General features: G+C 40.2%; 22 protein-coding genes. 13 read left to right on the top strand and 9 right to left on the bottom strand.

The genetic code is table 11. The features are described from left to right. Positions 1-14: 14 nt before the first annotated feature. Both der and MVE01_RS02650 read right to left on the bottom strand, forming a co-directional pair. A complete protein-coding gene (der, locus tag MVE01_RS02655; RefSeq protein WP_472560692.1) occupies positions 15-1,427 on the bottom strand; it encodes a ribosome biogenesis GTPase Der in 1,413 nt (470 codons plus the stop codon). Between the two features lie 98 nt (positions 1,428-1,525). Beyond that, a complete protein-coding gene (locus MVE01_RS02650) occupies positions 1,526-2,704 on the bottom strand; it encodes a mechanosensitive ion channel family protein (RefSeq protein WP_472560612.1) in 1,179 nt (392 codons plus the stop codon). Between the two features lie 75 nt (positions 2,705-2,779). Between MVE01_RS02650 and MVE01_RS02645 the strand changes: the two genes are divergently transcribed. Then, positions 2,780-3,523: a hypothetical protein gene (locus tag MVE01_RS02645; RefSeq protein WP_472560611.1), complete on the top strand. Its 744-nt coding sequence runs from the start codon at positions 2,780-2,782 to the stop codon at positions 3,521-3,523. On the opposite strand, the gene MVE01_RS02640 is transcribed toward MVE01_RS02645, so the two are convergent. Together MVE01_RS02640 and MVE01_RS02635 are read right to left on the bottom strand one after the other, a co-directional pair. After that, on the bottom strand, positions 3,516-4,175 hold the full coding sequence (locus MVE01_RS02640; protein ID WP_472560610.1) for a response regulator transcription factor: 660 nt from the start codon (positions 4,173-4,175) through the stop codon (positions 3,516-3,518). The two genes, MVE01_RS02645 and MVE01_RS02640, sit on opposite strands and share 8 nt — an antisense overlap. Beyond that, complete coding sequence (locus MVE01_RS02635; protein ID WP_472560609.1) at positions 4,156-5,097, bottom strand: sensor histidine kinase; 942 nt, start codon at positions 5,095-5,097, stop codon at positions 4,156-4,158. The genes MVE01_RS02640 and MVE01_RS02635 overlap by 20 nt, the downstream gene beginning before the upstream one ends. A 187-nt stretch (positions 5,098-5,284) precedes the next feature. Between MVE01_RS02635 and MVE01_RS02630 the strand changes: the two genes are divergently transcribed. The 12 genes from MVE01_RS02630 (at position 5,285) to recG (ending at position 19,060) form a co-directional block, all read left to right on the top strand. Further along, positions 5,285-6,235: a TAXI family TRAP transporter solute-binding subunit gene (locus tag MVE01_RS02630; RefSeq protein WP_472560608.1), complete on the top strand. Its 951-nt coding sequence runs from the start codon at positions 5,285-5,287 to the stop codon at positions 6,233-6,235. A gap of 9 nt (positions 6,236-6,244) precedes the next feature. Continuing rightward, on the top strand, positions 6,245-8,317 hold the full coding sequence (locus tag MVE01_RS02625) for a TRAP transporter permease (protein ID WP_472560607.1): 2,073 nt from the start codon (positions 6,245-6,247) through the stop codon (positions 8,315-8,317). Positions 8,318-8,331: 14 nt separating this feature from the next. Continuing rightward, positions 8,332-9,612, top strand: a complete 1,281-nt coding sequence (locus MVE01_RS02620; RefSeq protein WP_472560606.1) for an OprD family outer membrane porin — start codon at positions 8,332-8,334, stop codon at positions 9,610-9,612. Positions 9,613-9,760: 148 nt separating this feature from the next. Then, positions 9,761-11,116 carry a dicarboxylate/amino acid:cation symporter gene (locus tag MVE01_RS02615; RefSeq protein ID WP_472560605.1) on the top strand — a complete coding sequence of 452 codons (1,356 nt, stop codon included), beginning with the start codon at positions 9,761-9,763 and terminating at the stop codon, positions 11,114-11,116. A gap of 3 nt (positions 11,117-11,119) precedes the next feature. Further along, the gene (locus MVE01_RS02610; RefSeq protein ID WP_472560604.1) at positions 11,120-11,728 is read left to right on the top strand and encodes a fumarylacetoacetate hydrolase family protein; all 609 of its coding nucleotides are present in this window, start codon (positions 11,120-11,122) and stop codon (positions 11,726-11,728) included. 84 nt (positions 11,729-11,812) lie between these two features. Further along, the gene (locus MVE01_RS02605; RefSeq protein WP_472560603.1) at positions 11,813-12,715 is read left to right on the top strand and encodes a DMT family transporter; all 903 of its coding nucleotides are present in this window, start codon (positions 11,813-11,815) and stop codon (positions 12,713-12,715) included. A 25-nt stretch (positions 12,716-12,740) separates the two neighbouring features. Continuing rightward, positions 12,741-13,541 carry a 3-deoxy-8-phosphooctulonate synthase gene (gene kdsA / locus MVE01_RS02600; protein ID WP_472560602.1) on the top strand — a complete coding sequence of 267 codons (801 nt, stop codon included), beginning with the start codon at positions 12,741-12,743 and terminating at the stop codon, positions 13,539-13,541. 53 nt (positions 13,542-13,594) lie between these two features. Further along, positions 13,595-14,059 (top strand): 6,7-dimethyl-8-ribityllumazine synthase, encoded by a 465-nt coding sequence (ribH, locus tag MVE01_RS02595; protein WP_472560601.1) that lies wholly within the window; start codon positions 13,595-13,597, stop codon positions 14,057-14,059. 42 nt (positions 14,060-14,101) lie between these two features. Then, a complete protein-coding gene (nusB, locus tag MVE01_RS02590; protein WP_472560600.1) occupies positions 14,102-14,506 on the top strand; it encodes a transcription antitermination factor NusB in 405 nt (134 codons plus the stop codon). An 80-nt stretch (positions 14,507-14,586) separates the two neighbouring features. After that, positions 14,587-15,648, top strand: coding sequence for a dehypoxanthine futalosine cyclase (locus MVE01_RS02585; RefSeq protein ID WP_472560599.1), 1,062 nt, complete (start codon positions 14,587-14,589; stop codon positions 15,646-15,648). 130 nt (positions 15,649-15,778) lie between these two features. Next, positions 15,779-17,020 carry a M16 family metallopeptidase gene (locus MVE01_RS02580; protein WP_472560598.1) on the top strand — a complete coding sequence of 414 codons (1,242 nt, stop codon included), beginning with the start codon at positions 15,779-15,781 and terminating at the stop codon, positions 17,018-17,020. 237 nt (positions 17,021-17,257) lie between these two features. Continuing rightward, on the top strand, positions 17,258-19,060 hold the full coding sequence (recG, locus tag MVE01_RS02575) for an ATP-dependent DNA helicase RecG (RefSeq protein ID WP_472560597.1): 1,803 nt from the start codon (positions 17,258-17,260) through the stop codon (positions 19,058-19,060). 62 nt (positions 19,061-19,122) lie between these two features. Here the strand turns inward: recG and hpf are convergent, their stop codons facing one another. The 5 genes from hpf to MVE01_RS02550 form a co-directional block, all read right to left on the bottom strand. Next, the gene (gene hpf / locus MVE01_RS02570; RefSeq protein ID WP_472560596.1) at positions 19,123-19,668 is read right to left on the bottom strand and encodes a ribosome hibernation-promoting factor, HPF/YfiA family; all 546 of its coding nucleotides are present in this window, start codon (positions 19,666-19,668) and stop codon (positions 19,123-19,125) included. Between the two features lie 155 nt (positions 19,669-19,823). Continuing rightward, positions 19,824-20,393, bottom strand: coding sequence for a type II secretion system protein (locus MVE01_RS02565; RefSeq protein ID WP_472560595.1), 570 nt, complete (start codon positions 20,391-20,393; stop codon positions 19,824-19,826). After that, positions 20,390-21,331, bottom strand: coding sequence for a type II secretion system protein (locus MVE01_RS02560; protein WP_472560594.1), 942 nt, complete (start codon positions 21,329-21,331; stop codon positions 20,390-20,392). Before MVE01_RS02560 ends, MVE01_RS02565 begins: the two co-directional genes overlap by 4 nt. Further along, on the bottom strand, positions 21,331-22,077 hold the full coding sequence (locus MVE01_RS02555; RefSeq protein WP_472560593.1) for a hypothetical protein: 747 nt from the start codon (positions 22,075-22,077) through the stop codon (positions 21,331-21,333). Before MVE01_RS02555 ends, MVE01_RS02560 begins: the two co-directional genes overlap by 1 nt. Next, on the bottom strand, positions 22,077-26,477 hold the full coding sequence (locus tag MVE01_RS02550) for a hypothetical protein (protein WP_472560592.1): 4,401 nt from the start codon (positions 26,475-26,477) through the stop codon (positions 22,077-22,079). The genes MVE01_RS02555 and MVE01_RS02550 overlap by 1 nt, the downstream gene beginning before the upstream one ends. Between the last annotated feature and the right edge of the window lie 117 nt (positions 26,478-26,594).

Raw genomic sequence — 26,594 nt, 5'->3', positions numbered from 1 at the left:
TAGTAGATAGTAATTTATTGGAATTCGTCATCTTCATCAAATCTCTGTCCGCGTTTACGTGCCACGATATCCAGCGGTACACCTTCAAAATCGAATTTGTCTCTGAAGAAGTTTGTCAGGTAGCGGATGTAGGAGAAGTGCAGGTACTCTGGTCTGTTTGTGATGAGTGCGATTTTGGGTGGTTTGGTTTCATACTGAGTGGCAAACTTGATATTCACCACAGCACCGTTATGTGATGGTACATGATGACGGCGTATCGCCATTCGCAAGGTATCATTGAGTTCAGAGGTAGGAATGCGAAAGCTGTAACGCTTGTAAATATCTACGATCTGGTCAAGTATTTTGTTGACCCTGAGCCCTGTTTTAGCCGAGATAGTAATAAACGGTGCATAGTGCAGAAATTTAAGTTCATCGCGTACATCATCGACTACCTCTTCATAGGTTCTTTCATCTTTAATATCCCATTTGTTAAGCACTATCAGACAGGCAAGTTTATACTCTTCTATGAGTCCTGCAACTCTCTCATCCAGTTCAGAGATCTGCTGGGTTGAGTCAAGGACGAGTAGTACAAGGTTTGCTTTTTTGAGCATCTCTGTGGTGCGGGCAAGGGCATACTTCTCAATGCCTAGGATCTTAGAACGTTTTCGGATACCTGCTGTGTCTACAAAGGTGATCTCATGGTCATTGTGTTCTATGGTTTCATTTATGGGGTCTATGGTTGTTCCTGCCACATCAGAGACTACCGAACGCTCTTCACCCAAGAGAGCATTCAGTAGAGAGCTTTTACCTGTATTGACACGACCGATGATGGCTACACGGATCTCATTGTCCTCTTCCTCTGGTGTAGCATTTATATCACGAACGATCTCTTCGAAAGGGTCAAGATCTTCTTCAAGTTGTAGCCCCTCTTCCTCTTCTTCACGAGCAGGGATATGTTGTTCCATCCATGCGTAAAAGTCATTGAAGTAACGGTTATGACTGACCGACATCGGGAAAGTAGCATCGGCACCAAACTCTAAAAATTCCCAGTAACGCTCCTCCTCTTTGTCATTGTCTATTTTGTTCACAACAAGAGCCAAAGGCTTGTTCATCTCCTGGAGTTTATAAAAAAGTTCTTTATCTTCTTCATCCGGGATACTTTTCCCATCAACCATATAGATGATAATATCAGCTTGCTCGGCAGCTTTTAGTGAAAATGCTGCAACTTTGGAGAAAAGTGCTGAAGAGTAGTCTATCCCTCCTGTGTCAATGACTTCAAAGTCACGGTTGCCTGAAATGGTCACGATACGTTTTTTAATGTCACGGGTTGTCCCTGACATATCTGAAGTAATGGCATCACGCTGACGTGCGAGACGGTTAAAGAGTGAGGACTTTCCAACATTGGGTCGTCCTACAATGGCTACTTTTTTGAGTTCATGTTCTTGCATAGTATATTTATCTTTCGGTATACGTTTCACATCAGGAGATATGGAACGAAGGTATTTGGGCATCTATGATTAGAGATCCCTTTATTTGATTGGTGAAATTATACCATAGTTTGACCGGGTAAACTCTCCACATAAATACTCTGTGAAGGAAAAGCAAAACTGGCGTGGTTCTCTTCTACGATCTGCATGATCCTTAGATGGACATCTTCACGGATATCCAGATATCTTTCCCAGTTGGAAGTTGCTGTGAAAGTGTAGATAAAGATATTCAGTGTCGAGTCTCCAAAAGATTCAAAATTGACCAAAAGTGTCTCTTTGGTAGCGATATTAGGGTGACTGTGCAGCATATATTTGATCTCTTCAACAATTTTGTGTATCTGTTGGCTGTTTGTACCGTAGGTCAATCCGATACGCATCTTGATGCGTCGTACGCCGCGACGTGAAAAATTCTCTATGGGGGTGTTGGCTATGATCTGGTTGGGAAGGGTGATGAGGGATTTTTCAAATGAACGTATTTTGGTGGTTCGTGTACCGATAGCTTCTACCACCCCCTCAACTCCATCCACTTTGATCCACTCACCGATACGTATGGATTTGTCTGCAAGGATGGCAAAAGAGCCAAAGAGATTTGATGCGGTATCTTTGGCAGCCAGAGCAAAAGCAAGACCGCCCAGTCCAAGAGAAGCGATGAGTGCTGTCACATTGATGCCCCAGACCTGAAGCATGGCGGCAAAACCCAGACCACCTATAAGAAACTTGACGATCTTCAGGATGAAATCGCCCATCTCTTTGGAAAGATCAGGATTGAATTTTGCTGTTGCATGATAGAGTATGCCACGTAATGCTTCCGCGATGGCAAGGATCGCCCAGAAGATATCAAAGACGATCAGGGTATTGAGACTGTTCTTAATAACAGCAGTCTCTTTGAAGATCAATAGAAAAAAGAGATGTAAGCCTATAAGAACAAAAGCAAATCCGACAGGTCCTTTCAGTGCTGAAATAACCCTGTCATCATAATAGGTCTCTGTATGTTTTGCAAGCTTTTGTAAACTTTCCATAATAATGTAGGTAAAGAAATTACGTAAAAGTAAAAAAATAAGAAATACGAGAACAGCAGCGATAAAATTGGCTATAGGGATACCTAAAAAAGTTTCAGAAAGTATGGGGAATTTACTGTAGATAGGGGCAAGTAATACTTGCACCGTATGGTCGATATTCATATCCAGTCCGTCAATAACATTGAGTGATTTACTTACATTTCTATCTATAGCCGACATATTTTATTCTCCACACGATTTGTTCACACAATTATAGTAGAATTTGGTTCAAACTGTAAGATTGGAGTTAAATATATGAGAAAAAGTTTTATTTTTTTAGGTTTATTTATTATTTTTTCATCTATGGGCTATGCCAAAGTAATGGATGTGAAATATAAAGTGAGTTTTGGTATCTTTGGGCAAATGGGAATCGCGAATGCACATTTGGAGACAAAAGGAAATACCTATACGATAGATATCGGTATGAAAGCTACCGGTATTGCAAAAGCATTAAGCCACAATAGAAAAGAGAGACATATCAGTAAAGGACATATTGTAAAGGGCATGTACATCTCAGATAGCTATAAAGTGATCAAAACATACGGGCAGAGATACATAGAGAAGACCTACCATATAGACCATAGGAAAAAAAGAGTTACAAAAGAGTATCTCAAGAAGAAAAATGGGAAGATCACAGCTGAGGAACATACAGTATTGGATTTTTACAGCAGGAATGATCTTCTGACACTTTACTTCAACCTTCCCAAAATGATCAGAGATAAATCCAAAGCAGGTATCTATACCTTGAGTGCAGTCGGGGCAGAACGCCAAAAAGGATTGGTGAAAATAAAAATACCTGCCTCCAAAGAGATCAATGTATATAAAAAAACTTTGGGAAAGGGTGATTTTTGGTATATAACAGCGATCATCTATCAGAAGATATTTTCAAGTAATAAAGGAGAATTGATGCTTGCCATAGAAAAAAATGGTATTGCACAAAAAGCTGTACTGAAAGATCTTATAATGTTTGGTGACCTGGTAGCCGAACGTATTAAATAGGTTTTTTGATCATATAGCCCATATTTCTGATATTAACGATAAAGTCTTCTTTGAGATTTTTTTTAAGACGATTGATCTCAGCCCTTATCGTAGGAAGTTCAACATCAAGATTATCCCATGCATACTCCTGAAAAAGAGCATAGTCAACAACACGGTTACGATTATTGGCAAGAAGGGTAAGGATCTTTAAATGTCTTTCCGATAATATCTGGACTTCCCCGTTAAATCTTAAGATAGAGGATTCCATGTCCAGACTGTAATTTTTTGAAAGTCTTAAGTGTGAATGGGGAATGTACTCTGACTGCAGTATTTTATTTATGCGTATCTCCAGCTCTTTAAGATGAAACGGTTTTTTAAGATAATCATGACACCCCAGATCAAAAGCATGGGCGATATCATCAATATCTATGATGGCGGAAATAAAAATAGTCGGTGTTTGGATTTTATCCTCATGGAGTATTTCAAGCAGTCTTAGTCCGTTTATATTGGGTACATTAATGTCTAAAATAAGAAGATCATAACATGTTTCCTTAAATACATCAAGTGCAGAAGCTCCGTCTCTAAAAGTTTGAACAGTATGCCCCTTAATGGTAAGAAATCTACTAATAGCTTCATTTAGCAGTTGATCATCTTCAAGCAATAGAATCTTCATGTAACTCTCCTTTATTAAAATAGTATTTGAATGAAGTACGTTTTTGAGTGGATTGCAGTTCAATTTTGATATGCTCTTCATCACAGATACTCTTTACCAGATTTAAGCCAAGACCGAGACCGTCTTTACTACTGTTTTCTCTATAGTAGGCGTTGAAAATATGTTCAGGTTTTTTAATGATCGTAGAATTACTGGATATTTCAAAGATACAATGCTCCTCATCTTCATAGAGTATTATTTTGATTATTTTATATGCTTTGGTGTACTTTATGGCATTGGTTATATTATTGTCAATAATACGTTGCAACTTGGTTTCATTAAGCGAAATAGCAGCTTGACCACATTGGTTCTTAAATTCAAATGTCAGTTTTGACTGTTTTGCAACGATATTAAAAAATTCTATTCTGCTTCGAATAAAATCTGCCAGAATGATCTTTTGTTTATTGTAGATCAATTTGTCTTTTTTTGTAAGATAACTGAGATCATCATAGATTCCATAGATATTTTTAGTTGCAGCTTCAATATTGGAAAGCGCAGGATGTTTCCCTGAGTCAAGTTCATAAAGTTCAATATTTGCCATGATCACGGCAAGAGGCGTATTTGTTTCATGTACGGCGTATCTTAAAAAGCGTTTTTGGGAACGAAGCAGGGCTTGAGAATACTCTTTCTCTTTTTTTAACTTATTCTCATAATCTTCTCTTGAGAGTCTGATCGCTTTAAGGTAAAAAAGGTTCAAGAAAAAAACTAAAATACCGTAAGGTACAAAGATAGCTAGATTCTCAGTAATGGGTTCTGTTTTTCTTATCAAAGCAGCAATGCCTAAAGAGAATGTAAATAGAAATGCTACAATACCAAAAAGATGCATAGTATATTGTTTGAATATATTAGAGAATCCAAAAAGGTTAAATGGATTTTTAAACAATAGTTACCCTTTCTTGTAAATACATAGCGATATGAAGCTGTTACTAATTTGAAAATATAATGCTAAATTATATACAAATAGTAGTATATTTTCCATTATGCTATTTTGAAGCTATTTTTATAAAGTATACTTTGTGTATCGGTCTTTATGGGCGATACATATATAAATACGAAATTTGGAGGATTTTATGAGAAAAATGATCATGAGTACTGCGTTGATCGCAGCAATGGGTGTGCCGGCTTTTGCCACACAGTTTATTACTATAGGTACCGGAGGAGTTACCGGTACTTATTACCCCACAGGTGGTGCGATATGTCGCATGATGAATAAAAATAGAAAAACGACAGGGATCAGATGCTCAGTAGAGTCTACAGGTGGATCAGTCTACAATGTCAATACAATCAATGCCAATGAACTTGATTTTGGTATTGCCCAAAGTGATACTGCCTATCAAGCATACAATGGAGAAGGTAAGTTTAAGGGTAAGGCAATTAAAGGTTTACGCTCAGTATTGGCTATTTATCCTGAACTTTTAGCGTTTGTTGTAACAAAATCATCGGGTATTAAGTCATTGAAAGATGTCAAAGGTAAAAAACTAAATATTGATATCCCCGGATCCGGTACAAGAATGACAACAGATATCGTACTTGAAGCATTTGGAATCAAACATTCAGATCTTGCACTTGCGAATGAGCTTAAATCATCAGAGGGACCAACAATGCTTAAAGATAACAAAATTGATGGGTACTTTGGTGTATTTGGGCACCCGACAGCAAATATTAAAGATGCTTCGAATTCAGTTGATATTGACTTGGTACCTATAGAAGGTGCTCCTATTGATGCTTTGGTAAAAAAATATTCCTATTATGCAAAAGGTGTGATATCTGGTACCTTTTACAAAGGTGTGAAGCATGATACACCAAGTATTGGGGTGAAAGCAGTTTTAGTTACCAAAGATAGTATTGATGATAAAATAGTGTATACGGTAGCCAAAACAATCCTAGATAATTTCGATGAATTTAAAAAGCTTCATCCGGCATATAAAACCATTACAAAAGAGTCGCTTTTAGATGGTTTGGCTGTACCACAGCATCCGGGTGCGATCAAGGCATTTAAGGAAGCGGGTCTTTTAAAATAAGGAAACGCTATGAAAGAAAATCAACATATAGATGAAGCATTCATTGAAACTGAAGAGAAACTGGTAGAAGAACTTGAGGGTCAGAGAAATCTGAAAGAGGGTACCTGGCAGCATTGGATGATTGCTGTAATTGCATTTTTATGGTCATTATATCAGCTTTATGTTGTTGTGGTACCGACTAACAGTGTCTTTGTCAGGTCTTTCCACCTGGCATTTGCTTTGGCATTGGCATTTGCCATGTATCCGATGTTCAGAACCCCTAAAACCATGAGCAGTATTCCCTGGTATAACTTTCCTCTGGGTATCTCTTCTGTGATAGGGGCACTGTATATCTTTTTTAACTATGATGCTTTAAATGCACGTAGCGGTGCGTGGTCACATTTGGATGTCGCTATGGGGATAGCAAGTATGATTTTGCTTTTAAAAGCAGCACGACGTACCCTTGGTATGGCTTTGCCTGTGATCGCCGGTATCTTTATACTGTATGATTATTTTGGACAGTATATGCCTGATTTGATTGCTCATAAGGGTGCGAGTATCAACAAGATTGTAGGGCAGATGTATTTGACGACGGAAGGTATATTCGGTGTCCCTCTTGGAGTGAGTGCTTCCTATGTTTTCCTCTTTGTTCTCTTTGGTGCTTTGCTTGAAAGGGCAGGAGCAGGAAAGTATTTTATTGACCTGGCCTATTCACTTTTGGGTAAATATGACGGTGGACCGGCAAAAGCATCTGTGGCAGCTTCAGGTATGATGGGGATCATTTCAGGATCTTCCATTGCCAATACAGTAACCACAGGTACTTTTACAATCCCTCTTATGAAAAAACTCGGTTTCCCGGGATATAAAGCTGCTTCAGTTGAGGTAGCAGCTTCTACCAATGGACAGCTAATGCCTCCTATTATGGGTGCTGCAGCATTTATTATTGCGGAGTTTTTAGGTTTGGCATATACTGATGTCATTATGGCAGCAGCTATTCCGGCATTTGTCAGTTATTTTGCACTTTTTTATATTGTGCATTTAGAAGCAAAGAAACTGGGTATCAAGGGTGAAGATCCTTCTAAGTTACAACGTGCATTTGATATTTTTAAAGGGGGTATTCACTATATTGTGCCTATCTTCTTTTTGATGTATACGCTTATCATACTTAGACAGTCTCCACAGATGGCAGCATTCAATGCCATATTCTTTATGATGCTGATCATGGTACTTCAACGTCCTGCCTATGCTTTTTTGGAAAAGCGTGAATTGACAACGGAGGTATGGATGAGCGGATTTGTGGATATCGGTCACGGGATGATCAACGGTGCCAAGAATATGGTACCTATTGCCATTGCAACAGCTGTAGCAGGTATTGTAGTTGGGTCTGTAACACTGACTGGTATTGGGCTTATTTTGGCTGAGGTGATTGAGGAGCTTGCGAATGGAAATATCTTAGCAGTCTTATTACTCACAGCAGTGGTGTCTCTCATCTTGGGTATGGGGCTTCCTACAACAGCAAACTATATTGTTATGGCAGCATTAACTGCACCTGTGATTATGTCACTTTCTGGTGATCTGGGTTATCTCATTCCCGCAATTGCAGCACACTTATTTGTGTTTTATTTCGGGATACTGGCAGATGATACACCACCTGTGGGAATGGCGGCATATGCCGCCGCAGGAATTGCAAAGAGTGACCCTATTAAAACGGGTTTACAGGGATTTGCATATGACATCAGAACAGCTATTTTACCTTTTGCCTTTTTCTTTAATAATAAGCTTTTGCTTATTGAGGGGGTGGATGCGACAGACCCAAATAATCCTGCTTTATGGCAATGGATCACTAATCCGGGAGAGATAGGGATGATTTTTATCACTGCTGTAGCAGGAATGTTTGCATTTTCATCAGCAACACAAGGATGGGTACTCACTAAAACATCAGGTTTCGAAAGACTCTTATTGTTGGCAGTTGTACCTTTTATGCTTATACCGAATATGACTAGTGCGTGGCTTGGTATAGGTTCGGAGTACATTTCGTACGTTATAGGTTTTGGACTATATGGATTAGTCTATTTTATGCAAAAAAACAGAGTAAAAAATTAAACAAGGGAATTAAAATGAAAAAGAGTTTACTATTATCAGTCGCGGCATCAACAATGATCATGGCAGGCGGGGATATTACACCGGTAGAACCGGTAGTGGAGACAACTGCACCACAGACAGCAAGTGCAAATAGTTTTACAGATGCATTGAAAAATGGAAAATTTTCGGCGGATATGAGACTTTTCTACATGGATAGAAGTTTTGATGAAGACAAAACCGGAAAGCCGGATGCGAAGGCATTGACTTTTGGCGGGATCATGAAATATGAGAGTGGTAATTACTATGGATTCAAGTTTGGTCTTGCATATTTTGGAAGTCACAGTGTAGCTAGCATATATGACAGAAGCGAAGGGGTCGGTACAAGTTTATTACAACCTGATGGCGATGATATTGCTTTCCTTGGTGAAGCATATTTGCAATATACATTGAGCAATACTATGTTTAAAGTCGGTCGTCAAAGATTATCAACACCATTGATGAATGATCACGATCTTAGACTTTTGCCTTCAGTCTATGAAGCTGCGATTATACAAAATAAAGATATCCCTGATACAATGGTAGAAGTAGGATATGTCAAACGTTATAGTGGTTTTGTTTCAAAGCTTAGCAGTTTTGATGATCAGGATACCAAATGGGGTAAAGATGGTTTGGGATATATCTATGTTAAAAATAAGAGTATTGACAATCTTACATTAAGAGGTCAATATATCAAAACACTTTCAGATACGGACAATACAGGTACTACTGTTGCGATCAATGATTATAAATACCTTGATCTAAAATATACGATTCCTGTAGGGACCAATACTTACTTTAAAGCACAATATGGTGGTAATAGTTATAACAATGCAGATGATTCTGTACTTTTAGGCGCAAAAGCAGGCACAACGTTCTTTAATATGGTTGATGTTGCAGTACTTTATGACAAAATTTCCGATAACAAATTTAAAGCAGTAGAGTCTGGACCTATGTATTCAGACTGGCAACAGGGATATGGTCCATATGAACCAAGTACAGCATTTGGCGGACAAATTATAGTAAGACCTATTGATGGCTTAAGCCTGAAACTTGGTTATGTTGATGTAAGTTCAGATACCTCTTTGCTTGTGGATGATTTTACTGAATTTAATTTGGATGCAAAATATAAGATCAATGACTGGTCAAAGATCAGAGTAAGGTATTCTATCAAAGATCAATCATCTGCATCTGAAGCATTACGTTACGATGGTATAGCCGGTAATGGTGGCCGTGAAGACAGAGATGATTTCAGAATCATTTACTATATGAATTTTTAAGATGAAAAAAAGCAAGAGTAATTCTTGCTTTTTTGACTACTGCTGTACTTTGATCGTGTTAAGCCAAGATCAAATCACTTGGCTTAATAGGATGAAAATGCATCTTTTAAGATGACTTCTATTTCGCATTAAATAAAAGGAGTATGTGATGGCAGAATCAAAGAAAATGACTTTAACGACCAAAGTGCTCATTGGTATGGGGCTAGGTATTGCAGTTGGATTGTTCATTAATCTATTGGGACTCAATGGTGAAGGCTCATGGATCAATGAATACGTGGTCAACGGATTTTTTCATATTATAGGAAAAATGTTCGTAACAGGCTTAAAAATGCTTGTTGTACCTCTGGTATTTTTTTCACTGATTACCGGTGTGCTTGGTATTGGTGATATTGGCTCTTTGGGAAAAGTAGGTGGAAAATCATTCGCACTTTATATGCTTACGACAGCTATTGCCATTGCTGTAGGTATTACTATTGCGGCAACGATCGGTATCGGCGAAGGTGTCAATATGACATCCACAGCAACCTTTACAGCGAAACAGGCACCGGCATTGAGCAGTGTACTTATAGATATTGTGCCAAGTAATGCTGTGAATGCTATGGCACTGGGAAAAATGCTACAAATTATTTTCTTCTCTATTTTGGTTGGGATTTCCATTCTTATGGTAGGGAAAAAAGCAGAACCAATTGTTGAACTTATTGAGATTTCCAATGAAGTGATGATGAAAATGGTAAATATCGTGATGGCAGTAGCACCGTATGCGGTATTTGCATTGCTTGCAAAAGCCATAGCCAACCTTGGCCTTGGACTTCTTGCAGATCTGGCAGGATATGTACTGGTACTGATCGCTGCATTGATGATACACCTTTTTGTGACACTGATGGGTATTCTCAAAATATTCTCAGGTATGAGTCCAGCTATATTCTTAAAGAAAATGAGAGAGACACAGATCTTTGCATTTTCAACATCAAGTTCCAATGCGACGATCCCTGTGACACTTAGAGCAGTCACAGACAGACTTGGGGTTGATAATTCGGTGGCATCCTTTACTGTACCTTTCGGTGCGACCATCAATATGGATGGTACTGCAATTATGCAGGGGGTAGCAACAGTATTCATTGCCAATGCCTATGGTGTAGATCTTGGGATAACAGGATACTTGACCGTTATTTTAATGTCAGTACTGGCTTCCATCGGTACAGCAGGTGTTCCCGGAGTTGGACTTATTATGCTTTCTATGGTATTTACGCAAGTAGGGCTTCCTGTAGAAGGTATAGGGCTTATTCTCGGTGTAGACAGACTGCTTGACATGATTCGTACAGCAGTCAATGTTTCAGGAGATGCTGCAGTATCTGTGATCGTTGCCAAAAGTGAAGGTAAATTTGATGCGGGTATTTATAATAATCCAGATGCGGGAAAATTGACTGATGATGATCTAGATATTTCTGATGCTGTAGAACATGAGATCGCAGAAGTGGTCAAAGAAACACATGATAAGGTATAAGTTATGTATTCTATACGTTATTGTGATGATTTGATCCAACCTACAAAAGTGGTCTGTGTAGGGCGTAATTATGTAGAGCATATTAAAGAGCTGAACAATGAAACCCCGGAGAGTATGGTTTTGTTTAACAAGCCGAATTCGGCGATTACTTCTGAGTTAAAATATATTCAGGAGGATTGCCGTTTTGAGGGTGAGATCTGTTTTCTGATCCAAAATGCTCAAATAGAAGGGATCGGTTTTGGGCTTGATCTGACCAAAGCAGGTATTCAGAACAAAATGAAAAGCAAAGGCTTGCCATGGGAGAGAGCTAAGGGGTTTGATGGCTCTGCTGTACTTAGCCCTTTTGTAAAATTCAACGGAAAGATAGAAACCATTGAAATGCAACTTTTTATCAATGGAAAGTTGGCACAACATGCCAACTATGCATTGATGATCTATAAACCGAATGAAATACTGCAGGAAATACAAACTTTTATGACGTTGGAAGATGGCGATGTGATCATGTCGGGTACACCTAAGGGTGTATCAACCTACAAAAGAGATGATGTATTTTTGGCTGTTATTTATGTGGATGGCAGGATCGTGATCAAAGAGGAGTTTGTCGTATCTTAGTATGTAGCGGTGCCTTTTAGGGATATGTATGGGTCGTATTTTACCCAATTATGCTACACTTCCACAAAAATTTAAAAGTTCAAAATGAAAAAAATGATCAAAAATATGGACAGGGGTATTCTTTTTATGCTCCTTGCCTCTCTTTCGTTTGCAATGATGGGTGGTTTTGCCAAGATAGTGAGCCATATTTTGCCTCCTGTGGAAGTCACTTTTTTTAGAAATATTTTTGGTGTAGTGCTTGTAGGCATTGCCATTTGGAAAGTACCTCTTAAACAAAGAGGAGGTAAGTTTTTACTGCTTCTTTTTCGTGGAAGTATGGGCTTTATGGCACTTTTGGCCTACTTTTATATTATGGCGCATATTCCACTGGGTGAAGCAGTGACTTACAACAAAACCTCTCCTATATTCGTTGCCATCTTTGCCTATATTTTCCTCAAAGAGAAATTGCATCCTTCTGCTCTGATTGCTATTGTATTGGGGTTTATCGGTATTATACTGATTGCACAGCCAGAAGGTGGAAGTTTTAGTAAATATAGTATTTTGGGTATCTTCTCCGGTATTGGTGCGGCACTTGCCTATACTTCCATACGAGAACTTAGAAAATATTATGATACTCGTGCCATAGTCATGTCTTTTATGGGAGTTGGAACTGTTGCACCTCTGTTTTTAATGCTTGTTACTCCCTATGTGACTGTTCCGAAAGATTTTGACTGGATGTTTGCGGTATTTGTGATGCCCCAAGGAGTAGAATGGCTTTATGTGACGGCAGTCGGGGTTTTTGCAACGATTTCACAACTGCTTATGACCAAAGCATATGAACTTACCAAAGCGGGTATTGTTGGAACGATCAGTTACAGCAATATTGTCTTTGCTGTGATCATTGGTGTGATGCTAGGTGACCCTATTCCTGATTTTTGGACAGTTTTGGGTATAATCCTGGTTATTGTGTCAGGATTAATGGTTGCTTTTGCCAAAGAGAAAAATTAGAACCCTGTACTAAAAAGGATAGAATATGATCTTAATTGCAGGACCCTGTGTCCTTGAAAGTCGTGACAATGTAATGCGTATCGCAGAATCTTTGGGGAAGTACCACGAAGACTGTACGAAAGATTTTTATTTCAAAGCGAGCTTTGACAAAGCAAACCGTACGAGTTTGGACAGTTTTAGAGGACCGGGACTGGAAGAGGGGCTTAAAATGCTTCAAGAGGTCAAAGAGCAGTTTGGTTATAAGATATTGACAGATGTACATGATTATACTCAGCCTGCAGCTGCAGCTGAAGTTGCTGATGTACTTCAGATCCCTGCATTTCTTTCGCGTCAGACTGACTTGCTTGTGGCAGCTGCACAGACTTCAGCGGTAGTGAACATTAAAAAAGGGCAGTTTCTTGCACCTGCAGCAATGGAACATTCTGTCGCAAAAGTCTTGAAGACAAGAGGTTTTGAGGGCGAAGTCAGTTATGAAAATGCCAAAAAGTACAATGTCTGGCTGACTGAAAGAGGTTCAAGTTTCGGGTATGGAAATCTTGTGGTCGATATGCGTGGGCTTGTGACCATGAGAGAGTTCGCTCCGGTGGTCTTTGATGCAACTCACTCCGTACAGATGCCTGCAAGCGGCGGAGCAAGCAGTGGAGGAGACTCTTCTTTTGTACCGTACCTTTCGCGTGCGGCAGCAGCAGTGGGGGTGGATGGTTTCTTTTTTGAGACACACTTTGACCCAAGCATTGCGTTAAGTGACGGACCAAATATGATAGAGTTAACCAAATTGGATGCACTCATCAAACAAATAGATGCGATAAGAAGTATTGTAGAATAATAAAATAGTGTAGGGTGTTGTGCTCTCACAACACCAATTAATAAAGGAAAAATATGAAAATAATAGAAGGTAATCTACAGGTAGATAAAAAGAAAAAAGTAGCGATCATCAATGCAAGATTTAACCACTTTATTACAGACAGACTGGTAGAGGGTGCACAGGACGCCTATGCACGACATGGCGGTAATGCAGATGATCTTGACCTTATCTTGGTGCCGGGAGCCTTTGAGATCCCGTTTGCACTCGATAAGGCACTTGCTTCAGGTAAATATGATGCCATTTGCTGTGTAGGCGCAGTGATTCGTGGTGCAACTCCGCATTTTGACTATGTATCAGCCGAGGCAACCAAAGGGGTAGCAAATATGGCACTTAAGCATGGCAAACCGGTAACATTCGGAGTATTGACTGTTGACAGTATTGAGCAGGCGATCGAGAGAGCAGGAACCAAGGCGGGGAACAAAGGCGCTGAAGCAATGGTTGGGCTTATTGAATTGGTGAATCTCTATGGTGTATTGTAGAGTCGGCGCTTCAGCTAAGCATAAAATAAAAAGGTAATATATATGGCAACAAGACACCAGGCAAGAACAGCAGTCGTAGGACTACTCTATGCGTATGATCTAGGCAATGAAAATATCGCCAAATTCTCCGATGAAATACTTGAAGAAGATAAAATACGTAACAAACAAAGAGAGTTTTCCCACACACTTTTTGACGGTACCGTAGAAAATATGGAAATGCTGGACAAAGAGATAGAAAAGCATCTGGATGAGTGGGATTATGAGAGTATTGGTAAAGTTGAAAAGGCGATTCTCCGTCTGGGTGCTTATGAGATACTCGTAGCCAAAACAGACAAAGCAATTATCATCAATGAAGCGGTAGAATTGGCAAAAGAGCTTGCAGATGAGAAGTCACCCAAGTTCATCAATGGTGTATTGGATGCACTGGGTGAAGAAAAAGATTCGTAGGGTGTTGTACCCTTACAACACGCTGTTGGAAATTAAAACTATTTGGTGTTGTGGGGCACAACACCCTACGGGGGTAAAAAATGACTGCAAATATGACAAAACGTATGACGATTGAAGAAGCCATAGAACTCATAGAGAATGCTGACCTTAAAACTCTGGGTAAAATGGCACTTGCACGCAAAAAAGAGATGCACCCCAAAGGGGTCACTACTTTTGTGGTGGACAGGAACATCAACTACACCAATATTTGTTGGGTAGACTGCAAATTCTGTGCCTTTTATACCCATGAGAAAAAAGAAGATGCGTACATCCTGACTTTTGATGAAATAGATGCAAAAATAGATGAACTTGTTGCTATCGGCGGTACACAGATACTTTTTCAGGGTGGGGTACACCCCAAACTTGAGATAGAGTGGTATGAAGATCTGGTAGAACATATCCACAGCAAATATCCGCAAGTGACCATTCACGGTTTTTCTGCGATTGAAATAGACTATATCGCGCAGCGTTCCAAACTGGGTATCAGTGAAGTTTTAGCACGTCTAAAAGCCAAAGGACTGAGTTCCATCCCTGGAGCAGGTGCAGAAATACTCTCCGATAGAGTAAGAGATATTATTGCTCCTAAAAAGCTCGATAAAGATACTTGGCTGGAAGTTCACAGAGAAGCGCACAAACTGGGCATCAAGTCTACAGCAACGATGATGTACGGCACAGTAGAGAGTACACGTGAGATCGTAGAACATTTTGACCTTGTACGACAGCTGCAAGACGAGACAGGTGGATTCAGAGCCTTTATTATGTGGTCTTACCAAAGTGACAATACGCAGCTCAAACGGGAACTTCCTACAATCACCAGAAGCACACCAAATCAATATCTGCGTTACCTGGCAGTAGCCAGACTCTTTTTGGACAATGTACCCAATATTCAAAGTTCATGGGTTACCCAGGGAAGTTACATCGGTCAGATGGCACTGCTTTTTGGAGCGAATGATCTTGGTTCGACCATGATGGAAGAGAATGTGGTCTCTGCTGCAGGTGCAGCCAATTCTATGAACCAAAATGAGATGATAGAGTTGATCCGTGATGTGGGAGAGAACCCTGCAAAACGCAATACGGCATATGAGATCTTGGAACGGTATTAATCTTTTTGATTAAATTACCTTATGGTTTAGCCTGGGCGTTCACCACGACAAGACACACATTTGTGTGATTAATGAGAAGGCAAATATGAAAAAAATTATTTTATTATGTGTATTATTACAAGGATTATTGATGGCAGAAACAGTAAAAGAGATACAGATCAAAGATACAAAAGTACCGGTAGTCTTTGAGACAGGGAATTTTGTACCGATTGTCTCGCTACAGCTGGTATTTAAAAATGCAGGGCATTTGAGTAACACTAAAGATGGTTTGGCAGATATGTCGGCAAAACTTCTTAATGAAGGTACAAGTAAAGACGGCAGTGTTGGATTTGCAGAGAAGCTGGATGCACATGCAGTAGAGCTTGGAGCACATGTAGGCAGAGAGAGTTTTGTACTGGAAGTTTCAGCACTTAAAAGTGAATTTCCTTATGCCATAGAGAGATTTAAGGAGTTACTTAAAGATCCTAATTATAGTAAGGAAGCATTGGCACAGGTCAAACGTCAAAAGATAGGATGGCTGAAACAAAAAGAGAGTGATTTTGATTATCTCGCAGCGACAAAACTCAGAGAGATGCTTTTTAAAGGTGCAGCACTCGGACGTCCTTATGATGGTACAGTGCAGAGTGTGGAGTCTATTTCTCTTGAAGATATTAAACATTTTATTACAACACATTTAGGTTATACCAATGTTATTGCAGTCACAGGCGGGGATATCTCATTGGATGAGGCAGAAAAATATCTTAAAGAGATTTTGCCACTGCTTCCCAAAGTGACTGTAAAACCTCTAAAAGAGGTAAAAGTGTCTGATAAAAAAGAGACAAAGTATATTGCTGAAGATACACAGCAGGCATACATTTATTTTGGTGCACCGTTTGACTATTCCTATAAAGAAAAAGACCAGTATAAAGCAAAGATTGCAGAGTATCTGCTTGGCGGTGCAGGGTTTGGAAGCCGTTTGATGGAAGAGATACGAGTCAAAAGAGGTTTGACCTATGGAGCTTATTCTGCACTTAGACGTACCAAATCAGCATCGTATTTGAGCGGATATCTGCAAACGAAACTAAGTACACAGGATGAAGCCAAAGCATTGGTGCAGAAAGTTGTGGATGATTTTGTGGCTAAGGGGATCACGGCAGAGGAGCTTAAAGCTGCCAAAGAGTTTTTGGTAGGCAGTGAACCTTTAAGAACCGAAACACTTTCCCAAAGACTCAGCCGTGCCTATAACGAATACTACTATGGCAGACCACTTGGTTTTACCAAAGAGCAGTTAAAGAAAATAGAATCTGTTACACTTGAAGAGATGAATGCGTTTATTGAGTCGCATAAAGAGTTGACTGAACTTTCATTTGCGATTGTGACGAAGAAAAAATAATATTTGGTAGGGTGTTGTACGACTCAGCATTTAGTGCTTCGCTTGCATTGCATTTTAGATGCTTATACCCTTACAACACCAAAGCTATGTATTTATAAAAATTATTTTATTGTTATTTGAATTTTTGGTGTTGTCATGGGACAACACCCTACATAAAAAATATGACAATATGACATATTTTTTATCATATTCAAAAAGCTTCGTTATAATCTAGCTATCTAAACATAGGAAGCCTGTATGGAAGAAGCAAAACAGCTGTTCAAGAAACTCAAAATATACTCTTTGCTTGATCTTGCTCTCATTATCCCTGCTTCCTATAACGATACCACGCTTTCAACAACGTTGACGCTGGGCAAGGTCAATACACTCGAAGCAAAGGTTGTAGACAGCTCTGTGTATCAGGGTAAGCTTCGGGTAACCTTTCATCTGACACAGTCAGGCAGACGGCTCTCTTCTATGTTCTTTCGTGTCACTCCCTACCATCATAAACTTTTTGAAGTGGGAACGTCACATGTCATACAGGGAAAACTCGAAGAGTACAAAGGCTATCTTCAAATGTCTCAGCCAAAGTCTATTAGGCAGATAGGCAAGATCACTCCCAAATACAAAACCGTACTCAAGGAGAGTGAGATCGCTTCTCTTGTAGAGCTTTATGTTACAGAGAGAAATCTTTTTAATGAGGGGCTTGACTCCAAAGAGGTAGCAACACTTATGCATATACACTTTCCAAAAAGTATGGAAGAAGTATATGAAAACGGCAGCTTTAAACCAGATTTCATCGCAGTACTGAAGTTTGTAGAAGCGTTTAACCATTTGAAGAAACTGCGGGGAAAAAAGGTTGATTTCCCTGCACTAAAGGCATTACATGGCGATATTAAACCTTTTGTAGAGCATTTACCCTTTACACTGACCGATGAGCAGAAAACTGTGATAGAAGCTATTCAAAAAGATCTTTCACGTGAAGATAAAGCTGCCAAGCGTATGGTGGTAGGAGATGTGGGTTCAGGGAAGACGATGGTGATCCTGGCTTCGGTAATGATGGCACTGCCGCATAAGAGCATACTTATGGCACCTACGTCACTCCTTGCTTTACAACTGTATGAAGAAGCCTGTAAGTATTTGCCAAAAGAGGTGAATATTGCGTTGGTCATGCAGGGTAAGGATGAGGGTGATTATTTGGAAGCAGATTTTATCATTGGTACCCATGCGTTACTCTACAAAGAAGATCTTCCCCAGGCAAGTCTTGTAATGGTAGATGAACAGCATCGTTTTGGTACGAAACAGCGTGCCAGTCTGGAAGCCTTGGCTGGTGGGGATGAAAAAAAGCCACACTATTTACAATTTTCCGCTACGCCCATACCAAGAACCCAGGCAATGATGGAGTCTGAACTGCTTGATGTCAGCCTTATTACTACCACACCTTTTGAGAGAGAGGTTTTGACCCGAACTATCTCCAAACAGGATTTCCCAAATCTGTTGACACATGTTAAAGAGGAAATAGCAAAAAAACATCAGGTGCTCATTATCTACCCATTGGTGGAAGAGAGCACAGAAGTACCTTATCAGTCACTGGAAGAGAGCAGAGGGTTTTGGGAAGAGAAGTTTGACAATGTCTATGTTACCCACGGAAAAGACAAGCAAAAAGAGGAAGTGTTGCTGGAGTTTAGAGAAAAAGGAGATATTTTACTGGCTACAACGGTAGTGGAAGTAGGTATCTCTCTGCCTCGGCTTACACTTATTGTCATCGTTGGTGCAGAACGCTTAGGATTGGCTACGCTGCATCAGCTCAGAGGAAGGGTAGGGCGTAACGGTTTGAAGAGCTGGTGTTACCTCTACAGCAATTCCCCAGCCAATGAACGCCTTACGCAGTTTTGTCAAACCACTAATGGATTTGATATTGCAAAACTCGATCTGAAATTCCGTGACAGCGGCGATATACTCGATGGAACGATCCAGAGCGGTCAACGGTTCAAGTGGTTAGATATGGGGGAGGATGAAGAAGTGGTTGCTAGAGCTAAAAATAGAATTAAAATATCGTAGGGATAGACCTATGTGTCTATCCTCTTAGTCTCTTGGGCAGACACTTGGGTCTGCCCCTACCGTTAATAGAGTCCGAATTTCCCGTCGGCTCTTTTATACATGACCCTCATGAGTCCTTCTTCATCATTAAAGACGATGAATTGTCGTTTCTTTTCAGCTTTGAGTGCTTCAATGGCTTCATCAAAGTCCAGAGGTTTGTGAAGCTCCAATTCCATAGGAACGATCTCGGGTTCAGTCTGCTCTTCATAATCAAGTTGTTCCAATACCGCTTCGGCTTCACTTCCAAGATCTTTGAAGCTCATGATACGGTGACCTTTTATCTTGTCTGCATGGCGTCTGAGTGATTTTTTCACTCTCTCAATAGCAAGGTCTATGGCCGCATAGACATCTTTATCTACCTGAGTAATAACGATTGTATTTTTATCTTTAAGGTTAACAATAAACTCAACAGAAAATCCCTTCTTCCCGTTCTTTTCATTTGCTGAGATGACCGTACTGGCTGAGATGAGATCAAGATTATATTTTTTTAACTCCTCCATTGCATTGTCTGCATAGTTCTTAATGGCATCGGTCAGTTCGAAATGTCTACCTGTAATACTTTTATTCATGATTTATCCTTTTTTGTAAGCTGTTCCTCCAAGCAACGCTTTGAGAAATGGACTTACTTACGTAGTATAGATATATCCCAATATCTATACTTAATTGTAACTTAACTTACTTAATGAAGGGTAAATAGGCAGAGGAGATGCCTGTACTTTTGTATTTAAATCTTTTGAAGTGTCCGTCTATGGTAAGTGACCCAGGGTACATTAGCCGGTATATTGGCAGCTGTACCTCCGTTAGCTAAAAAAGCATCAACCTGACTGGGATCCCGGTATCGTACATAGACATCAACAATAATAGCGGCGATCTCATCCGGAGCACCTGCCGTTTTATATGATGTTGCTATTTTTGTAGTACTGTGGGCAGTACTGTTATTGAACCTTCTTGACTGTGCACACGGCAGATCATTGCCTATATAGTAGATACGCGTCTGTACATCATAACCGCTTCCACTGTTCGTATTTCCTCCTGCGGCAGCCCCCTGATGCAGCCCATTTACTACACCGTCAATGTCCTGTATGCAGTTGCCTGTAGCATTTCTGTCATGATTGATCACTGACATGATCGCCAATTCGGTATAGCTTCTTGCCAGAAGGGCGGCCTGCTCTCTCTGGTATTGTGCTGTAGAGGTTTTGGTGATCTTGCCTGCTACATTGAATACAAGCAGAGAAACCGTTGCCATAAGGAGCATAATAAAAATAGCGGTGAGGAGTGAAAATGCCTTTCTCATAGGATTATCGCCTTTTCTTTACAGATGGTTATGTTGTAGTCTGTGCCGATACTCTCCTGGGCACAGAGTTTGAATCGGAAGGTATCTGCCATTTCAGCAAATTTGAAAACTGTGACATTGCTGATAAGTGTGCTGTAGGTATTGTTCGCTGCCAGACGTTCTCCTGCCCAAGGCTGGTAGTTGTAGTAAAGTCTTAGATCAAAGTTACCGGTGCGTGGATTGGGTGCCGGCCAGAGGGCATAGGCAGAAGCAGCCAGTTTATAATGCTCAACAATAAGTTTATTGGGGGTAGCTGCATTTAAATTAAAATTCATTTGTTCCACGTTTGCTGTGAAGTTCACAGAAGAGATACAGCTTGTATTGTTGTCTATAAGTCCCATGCAGGCAACATTGTATTCAACATCTGGTGTAAACCTGTAAAGATAGTCATTAAAGAAAATAGCAGGACTTTGATTGTTTGGTACATCATTTCTTGTAATATTATTCATGATCGTTTGGGCAAGATTCAAATTAGATCCCGGAGTAACAATGTTCCCTCCGGTGACAGAGGCATTGACATCACAAAAACCGTCCCATCCGGGGAGATTTGCTGCTTCAAAGCTGTCATGCTCATAGCCTATCCACTCTAATACAGTATGTGTGTTATCGCTCAGGTTGGTCCCGTCCGTGACCAGTTTATAATCATTCAAGTCTGCAGGATTTCTGGCTAGTGTTGTGCTTTTGATCCTGTAACTGAGCATATTGGCTATTTGCTGTGCCGCAAGTTCTGTTTTTAGGGAAGCCCGGTAGGTTGCACGTTGTATTAGGTAGTTGTCATACACATCGGCAATGATCGTGGATGCAATGGATGATATGATACCCAAGATAACGATCACCATGACAACTTCTAAAAGGGTAAAGGCTTTTCTCACTTTATTTACTGCTGTTCTTTTCATCATTAAGGTCCGTTACTATTTATGAGTTGTTGCGGTGCACCGATGTTGCACATGAACGCACTGAGAGTGATCTCTTTATCTGCTATTTCAGCAGAAGCACTTTCTGATTTGAGTGTGACTGAAATGAGCTTGATATTGGATGAGTTTACAGCAATGGTCGTAAAAGGGTTACTGAAATTCATAGCTGTTTTATACCCGCCCGGTGATGCTGTTCCGTCTGCCAGTCTTGGTTGGTCATCTCCATAGGATATTGTTGAGTAGAGCTGCAGTTTTCTGTCTATATAATCTCCTTGAGATACCACAATATTTTCCGCATTATAGGTACTGATGGTCATATTGCTGTCATCATAATCATCAATATCATCAAATTTTGTTCCTTCTTTGCCTAAAAGTGCGGTTGTAGGTGTTGCATTGAAAAAACCTGCTGTGGTGGTTAGCCCGTTGCAATATCTTCCTGTTGAACTACTTACCCCTGTGGGGAGTGGAGTATTACAATTAGCAATAGCGGCACTGCTCGTTTGCAGGACTGGCATACCTTCTGAAATATTGGCATCATTCTGATCCCATGCAGCCGTCATGATTTGTGAGATCTGTGTCGCTGCTGCAGTGATCGCCTCCTGTTGCAAGCCTGTGTAACTGCTTTGTGTGGCACGGCTGACAAGCATGGGAGCACTGAGCATAATGATCCCTATGACCACAATAGCAAATATGAGCTCGATCATTGCAATGGCTTTACGCATATTCTTCATTACCAATTCAACCTTTTGGAGTTCGTATCTCTGCTTGCATTGGCATCTATGACATGCCCTGTTCTACCTTCCCCTTTCCAGCGGAATCCTTCATTCCTGAAAGAGATGATGAAATCAGGCTTATACATGAGCCACGGATCAGCTAAAATCGTGACTGTCCCGTCTTTTCGTCTTGGTGCTGCAAGTGGATAAGAAGCAACAATACCAACACTGCTTCCGTTGTTGTCCAACGCAATGTTCGCAGATGGAGATAAACCGATCGATGAAGGGTTAACCGTCAGTTTTATTACCTGCCCCTCTCCATTTGCTGAACTGTGGCTGGTCATTCTGTACCAGGTATCCAATGCATTGGATTCATCAATAAATGCTGTGTTGAGACCCATATTTGCACAGGTCACATTGCTGTCTACAGGGTCTGTACAATAGACAGATACACGTAGGATATTGGTCATTCTGTCTGTATAGCTGATCTGCATTGTGTTATGGAAAGGTGAGACTGGTGCCACTTTTGCATAATAGAAATAACGTTTTGCATTGATGACTCCTGTTCCGTTTTCATCTGGAATATAATTGGGGATCATATGTGTGTTTGATGTTGCATTAGGAGAACGTGCATGCAGTGCAGTAAAGTTCACATCTATCGGATTGATACGATCAGAGTATGTCGGTCTTTGGAAGTTGAAAAGAATTCTGGCATTGGCACTTCCGTTATTGGTCGGATCGTTTGTAAAATTCGTTTTTGAGAAAGTCATATTATCATCGGCAATGGAGAAGTTCGTATCTGCAGTAGAATAGAGTCTCTGCTGGAATACTGTTTTTGCCCCAAGGAAACTTGTAATGTTGTTTTCATTTGGGATCATGGAACGGTCGACTTTAAGCACAAGGTCTTCTGCTGCACAGGTAGTGGTAAAATTCGTTGTCACTTTCCCGTCTTTTGACATGGCGGTAATATTGCTGTCAAGCTGTGCTGCCATATTCAAGCTTCCATTGAGGTCGCTGATGTAAATATAGGTGTTGTTGTTTGGATTTGCTCTTGAGCTTACCCTCTCATTCGTGATATTGAAATCATACGGTTCAAAACGTAAAGGCATATCTATATAGGTAAGTGAAGTGCCTGCAAGTGTGGAACTTATACCACATCCGGATTTCTGATTGCCGTTATTGGAGATGGAAGCATTATTTGGCAGACAATCATCTACATCAGGGAATGTTTTGAACGGGAATCTCTGCTGATCTACTATAGTCCAGTTATTATCTTCAATATGGTAGTTATAGTTACCGACATTGGAGTGTTTATGCAAATTGTTTGAGTAGAGTTGAATTTCTGTACCGTCTATTGTCGCAATGATCTGTCCATTTTCAAAATGGACGCCCCAGTCTGTATTGTTTGTGTCTGCACATGTACCGGCAGTATTAAACTGTAATTGGGACATCAGGTCGTTGTTTGAAGGTGTATAGAAATCTCTATTGTATCCTCTTGCAAACTTGTCACTGTTGAATTGTGTGGCATTCCCTTCTATGCGATATTGATAACCTGCTGAAAGTGTTAAAGGGGTCACTGTATTGTTTTTACCGAGAAAAAGAACAGGATCAGTAGATCGGTTGGATTCATTTACATCTGAAATAACGGTACGGTAGGATGCAGGCTTGATGGAAAAGTTGTCCCGTGAACAGATAGGAATGGCAAAATGATCGTGTAGACACTGGTAGCACCCACCGGTATAACTGCTGCAGCTGCTGCAATAATTGTTGGTATCACCTGCCTTTAAATAAGTGTTATACACTGTTTCAAAACATGCATTATCATTTCTGTTATTACAATGATGCGGAATGATGGTCTTATTTGCATCTACCAACAGCCACATTCTAAATGCCGCATTGCGCAGTGCAGTGTCTGTAATAATGTCATTGTTGGCATTGAGATCCACTCTGCTGCTGCCTGCAGGTACTTTGACAAAAAAGCTTTTTACTCCGCCTGAGAGTGTCTGGATAATACTTTGATCGGTATTTTCACAGGTGAAGAATGATCCGGTATCATCATAAGGTGAAGCATCTATGAGTTCCACATCAACCGTAAGATCAGTAGAAAGTGTCAATTCACGACTGTATGGAGGGGTGGCATTGGCATCATATGCAACCACAGAGAAGTCAAAATCTCTTCCTGTTACCTGTGTATAGAGAGGGAATCTTTGCTCCGGATGTGCAACCGGATCATAGGTAGCACTATCAGTACGTTCTACGTTGAACATACCCCATTGCGGATTGTAGGTCAGGTTCTGGTCACATCTTGGAAGAGAGTTGTTCTCTGAAGAAATGAGATTATATATAGGACCCGAACCAAAATCCAATGTAACATTCAGATCAACTTCAAAATGTCCGTTGAGTCTGTCAGAAGTCATATCATATTTGAATTCAGAGAAATAGCGTTCAAATCTTCCTATGGTACCACCGTTTGATGTAGCATTGGCTCCGATCGCTATTTCAGGTTCCTGGCTGGTGGATGTGGCTGTATGGATAGCAGGAATGAGCGTATTGACTGTGTTGGGAGAGTATTTTGCTCCAGTAAAACTGACTTTCTCACTAGGTGTAAAACGTACTTTCATTCTACTGTTCTCAAGGTCAAAATCTCCCTCCATACTCTTTATAGAAGCATTGAGGGCGATCTCTCCATTCCCTACGGTAACAATATCTCTGTTTTCTGCATCAAGGGTAAATCCGTCTTTTCTGACACTATAGTCGTAACAGAGTTTTGGTCTGTAAAGCTGTGTTGAAAAGGCGATCATACTGGGAGTAACGTAGTCATTATCACTGTATACTTTAATGAAGACTTCGTTCGTATTGATATTTGCATCCCTATAGCCTTCCATCAATGGAGATACATCAAATCTATCGATATCAACCCCATCATTGTTGACTTGAAGATTATTGCTTTCTCCTGCTATGTCATCGCGTAGAACACCGTCAAGAACAGCATCGAACATGTTGTTGGGGTGTGTAGCTCCGGGAAGGTACTGGTATCCGGTGGTTTCGTCATTGCTGATCTTCATCCAGTCGCTTTTATCACTGCCCGGACGTCTACCGTAACGATACTCTCCCTCTCCTGAAAAGACCGAGAGTTGTGCTGAGACATCACCGTCTTTAGGGAGTTTGAAGCCGGAAATACTGATAGGATCATTGTTCGTTCCCAAAGAGACAAATCCGTTATAGATAGATACATTTCTGAGATCACCGGTAAAGTCCTCTGCATAGATCACTACCAGTGACCACCCTCCAAAGACTCCGGGAGAAGGTTCTCGTCCTTCATTGGTCGTAAGGTTTGCTACAGTAAATGTATGTTTTCCTGTATTTAAATTAGCATTTTGCAGTATTTGTGTAACATCTGCATAGGCGGCGTACGTGGTACCGTTTGAACTGCTGTAGGTGTATACGTTAGATGCAGTGGCATCATTGTAGTTCCCTGTATCGACCTTCAATTTTATTTTATTGGCTTCAAGTGTGGAAACATCTATGGTTCCGTATCCTGAACCCTGTCCCATCTCTGTGAGTGTGTAGGAGGCTCCGTTTTCCATACCGTAATGCATGGGATAATTTGTATCTTTACTGAATCTTCCTTGCCAAAATAGCCCTGCCCAAAGTATACCTTTGCCGTTATTGGATTTATATGAAGTAGGCAGATCAATATAGGAAGAAGAGGAGTCCCATGTACGTGCGTCTGAGTCAATATCGATATATTTACTGACATGCATGTTACTGGTTATCAGTTCATAATCTGTTTGTCCATGACAGGTACCGCCATATCCGGTAGTTTTTTCTGTAAGACACATAACAGTGTTACCGGCAATTGCGTAGTTACCTAGAATATTCCTTGTAGAGGGAGGATTGATAAGGTCAAAATCGTGGAAACCGGTTGTGTATACTGTGGGATCCACTGTATCATCAATGATGACATAATCAATTTTTGCATATTCGCTGTTTGCTGTTGTATCAGGGTTAAGATCCAAAGTAATTTTTCCGGAAGAATCAAGCGTGCTTGTTAGAGAATAAATATAAATTCCTTCACTTGGTGAATATGTTTTAACATTCGATCCATTGACTAAAATATTAAAATAGTCTTGATAAGACCCACTCTCATCCCATGAACCTACGGCATCAACACGTAATTTTATGGTAACAGATTTGTCGGCATTGCTTAAGCCTAAATTGTAGGTTTTTGAAGCAGTTTTGTCACGATTGATCTGTAACCACCCTGAATTACTTGAAACACCACTGCCTGACCATCCGTCCAAACTACCGGAGTTAAAGTCATCATGTGCTAATTCAGCTGCTGAAATAATATTGATTGTTAATAACCCTGCTAAACATAATCGTGATAATAATTTAATAATATATTGTATCTTCATTCCAAACTCCTAATACATAAATAAATCCGTAGATCCAAGTAGAATCTAACCCCATCTTTTCCATTCTAACAAAAAAAAGTCAAAAAAAGTCAAAAAATAATATGGTATTATTATAGG

Origin of the sequence: Sulfurovum sp. (assembly GCA_026990595.1) — a bacterium.
Lineage (GTDB): Bacteria > Campylobacterota > Campylobacteria > Campylobacterales > Sulfurovaceae > Sulfurovum.
Note: the sequence above shows the minus strand (reverse complement) of the source record. Positions and strands in the feature narration are given on the sequence as shown.

Bases quoted from the DNA above. Each gene is read 5' to 3' on its own strand.
- der (WP_472560692.1), bottom strand. From the start codon at position 1,427: ATGCAAGAACATGAACTCAAAAAAGTAGCCATTGTAGGACGACCCAAT.
- MVE01_RS02650 (WP_472560612.1), bottom strand. From the start codon at position 2,704: ATGTCGGCTATAGATAGAAATGTAAGTAAATCACTCAATGTTATTGAC.
- MVE01_RS02645 (WP_472560611.1), top strand. From the start codon at position 2,780: ATGAGAAAAAGTTTTATTTTTTTAGGTTTATTTATTATTTTTTCATCT.
- MVE01_RS02640 (WP_472560610.1), bottom strand. From the start codon at position 4,175: ATGAAGATTCTATTGCTTGAAGATGATCAACTGCTAAATGAAGCTATT.
- MVE01_RS02630 (WP_472560608.1), top strand. From the start codon at position 5,285: ATGAGAAAAATGATCATGAGTACTGCGTTGATCGCAGCAATGGGTGTG.
- MVE01_RS02625 (WP_472560607.1), top strand. From the start codon at position 6,245: ATGAAAGAAAATCAACATATAGATGAAGCATTCATTGAAACTGAAGAG.
- MVE01_RS02620 (WP_472560606.1), top strand. From the start codon at position 8,332: ATGAAAAAGAGTTTACTATTATCAGTCGCGGCATCAACAATGATCATG.
- MVE01_RS02615 (WP_472560605.1), top strand. From the start codon at position 9,761: ATGGCAGAATCAAAGAAAATGACTTTAACGACCAAAGTGCTCATTGGT.
- MVE01_RS02610 (WP_472560604.1), top strand. From the start codon at position 11,120: ATGTATTCTATACGTTATTGTGATGATTTGATCCAACCTACAAAAGTG.
- MVE01_RS02605 (WP_472560603.1), top strand. From the start codon at position 11,813: ATGAAAAAAATGATCAAAAATATGGACAGGGGTATTCTTTTTATGCTC.
- kdsA (WP_472560602.1), top strand. From the start codon at position 12,741: ATGATCTTAATTGCAGGACCCTGTGTCCTTGAAAGTCGTGACAATGTA.
- ribH (WP_472560601.1), top strand. From the start codon at position 13,595: ATGAAAATAATAGAAGGTAATCTACAGGTAGATAAAAAGAAAAAAGTA.
- nusB (WP_472560600.1), top strand. From the start codon at position 14,102: ATGGCAACAAGACACCAGGCAAGAACAGCAGTCGTAGGACTACTCTAT.
- MVE01_RS02585 (WP_472560599.1), top strand. From the start codon at position 14,587: ATGACTGCAAATATGACAAAACGTATGACGATTGAAGAAGCCATAGAA.
- MVE01_RS02580 (WP_472560598.1), top strand. From the start codon at position 15,779: ATGGCAGAAACAGTAAAAGAGATACAGATCAAAGATACAAAAGTACCG.
- recG (WP_472560597.1), top strand. From the start codon at position 17,258: ATGGAAGAAGCAAAACAGCTGTTCAAGAAACTCAAAATATACTCTTTG.
- hpf (WP_472560596.1), bottom strand. From the start codon at position 19,668: ATGAATAAAAGTATTACAGGTAGACATTTCGAACTGACCGATGCCATT.
- MVE01_RS02565 (WP_472560595.1), bottom strand. From the start codon at position 20,393: ATGAGAAAGGCATTTTCACTCCTCACCGCTATTTTTATTATGCTCCTT.
- MVE01_RS02560 (WP_472560594.1), bottom strand. From the start codon at position 21,331: ATGATGAAAAGAACAGCAGTAAATAAAGTGAGAAAAGCCTTTACCCTT.
- MVE01_RS02555 (WP_472560593.1), bottom strand. From the start codon at position 22,077: ATGAAGAATATGCGTAAAGCCATTGCAATGATCGAGCTCATATTTGCT.
- MVE01_RS02550 (WP_472560592.1), bottom strand. From the start codon at position 26,477: ATGAAGATACAATATATTATTAAATTATTATCACGATTATGTTTAGCA.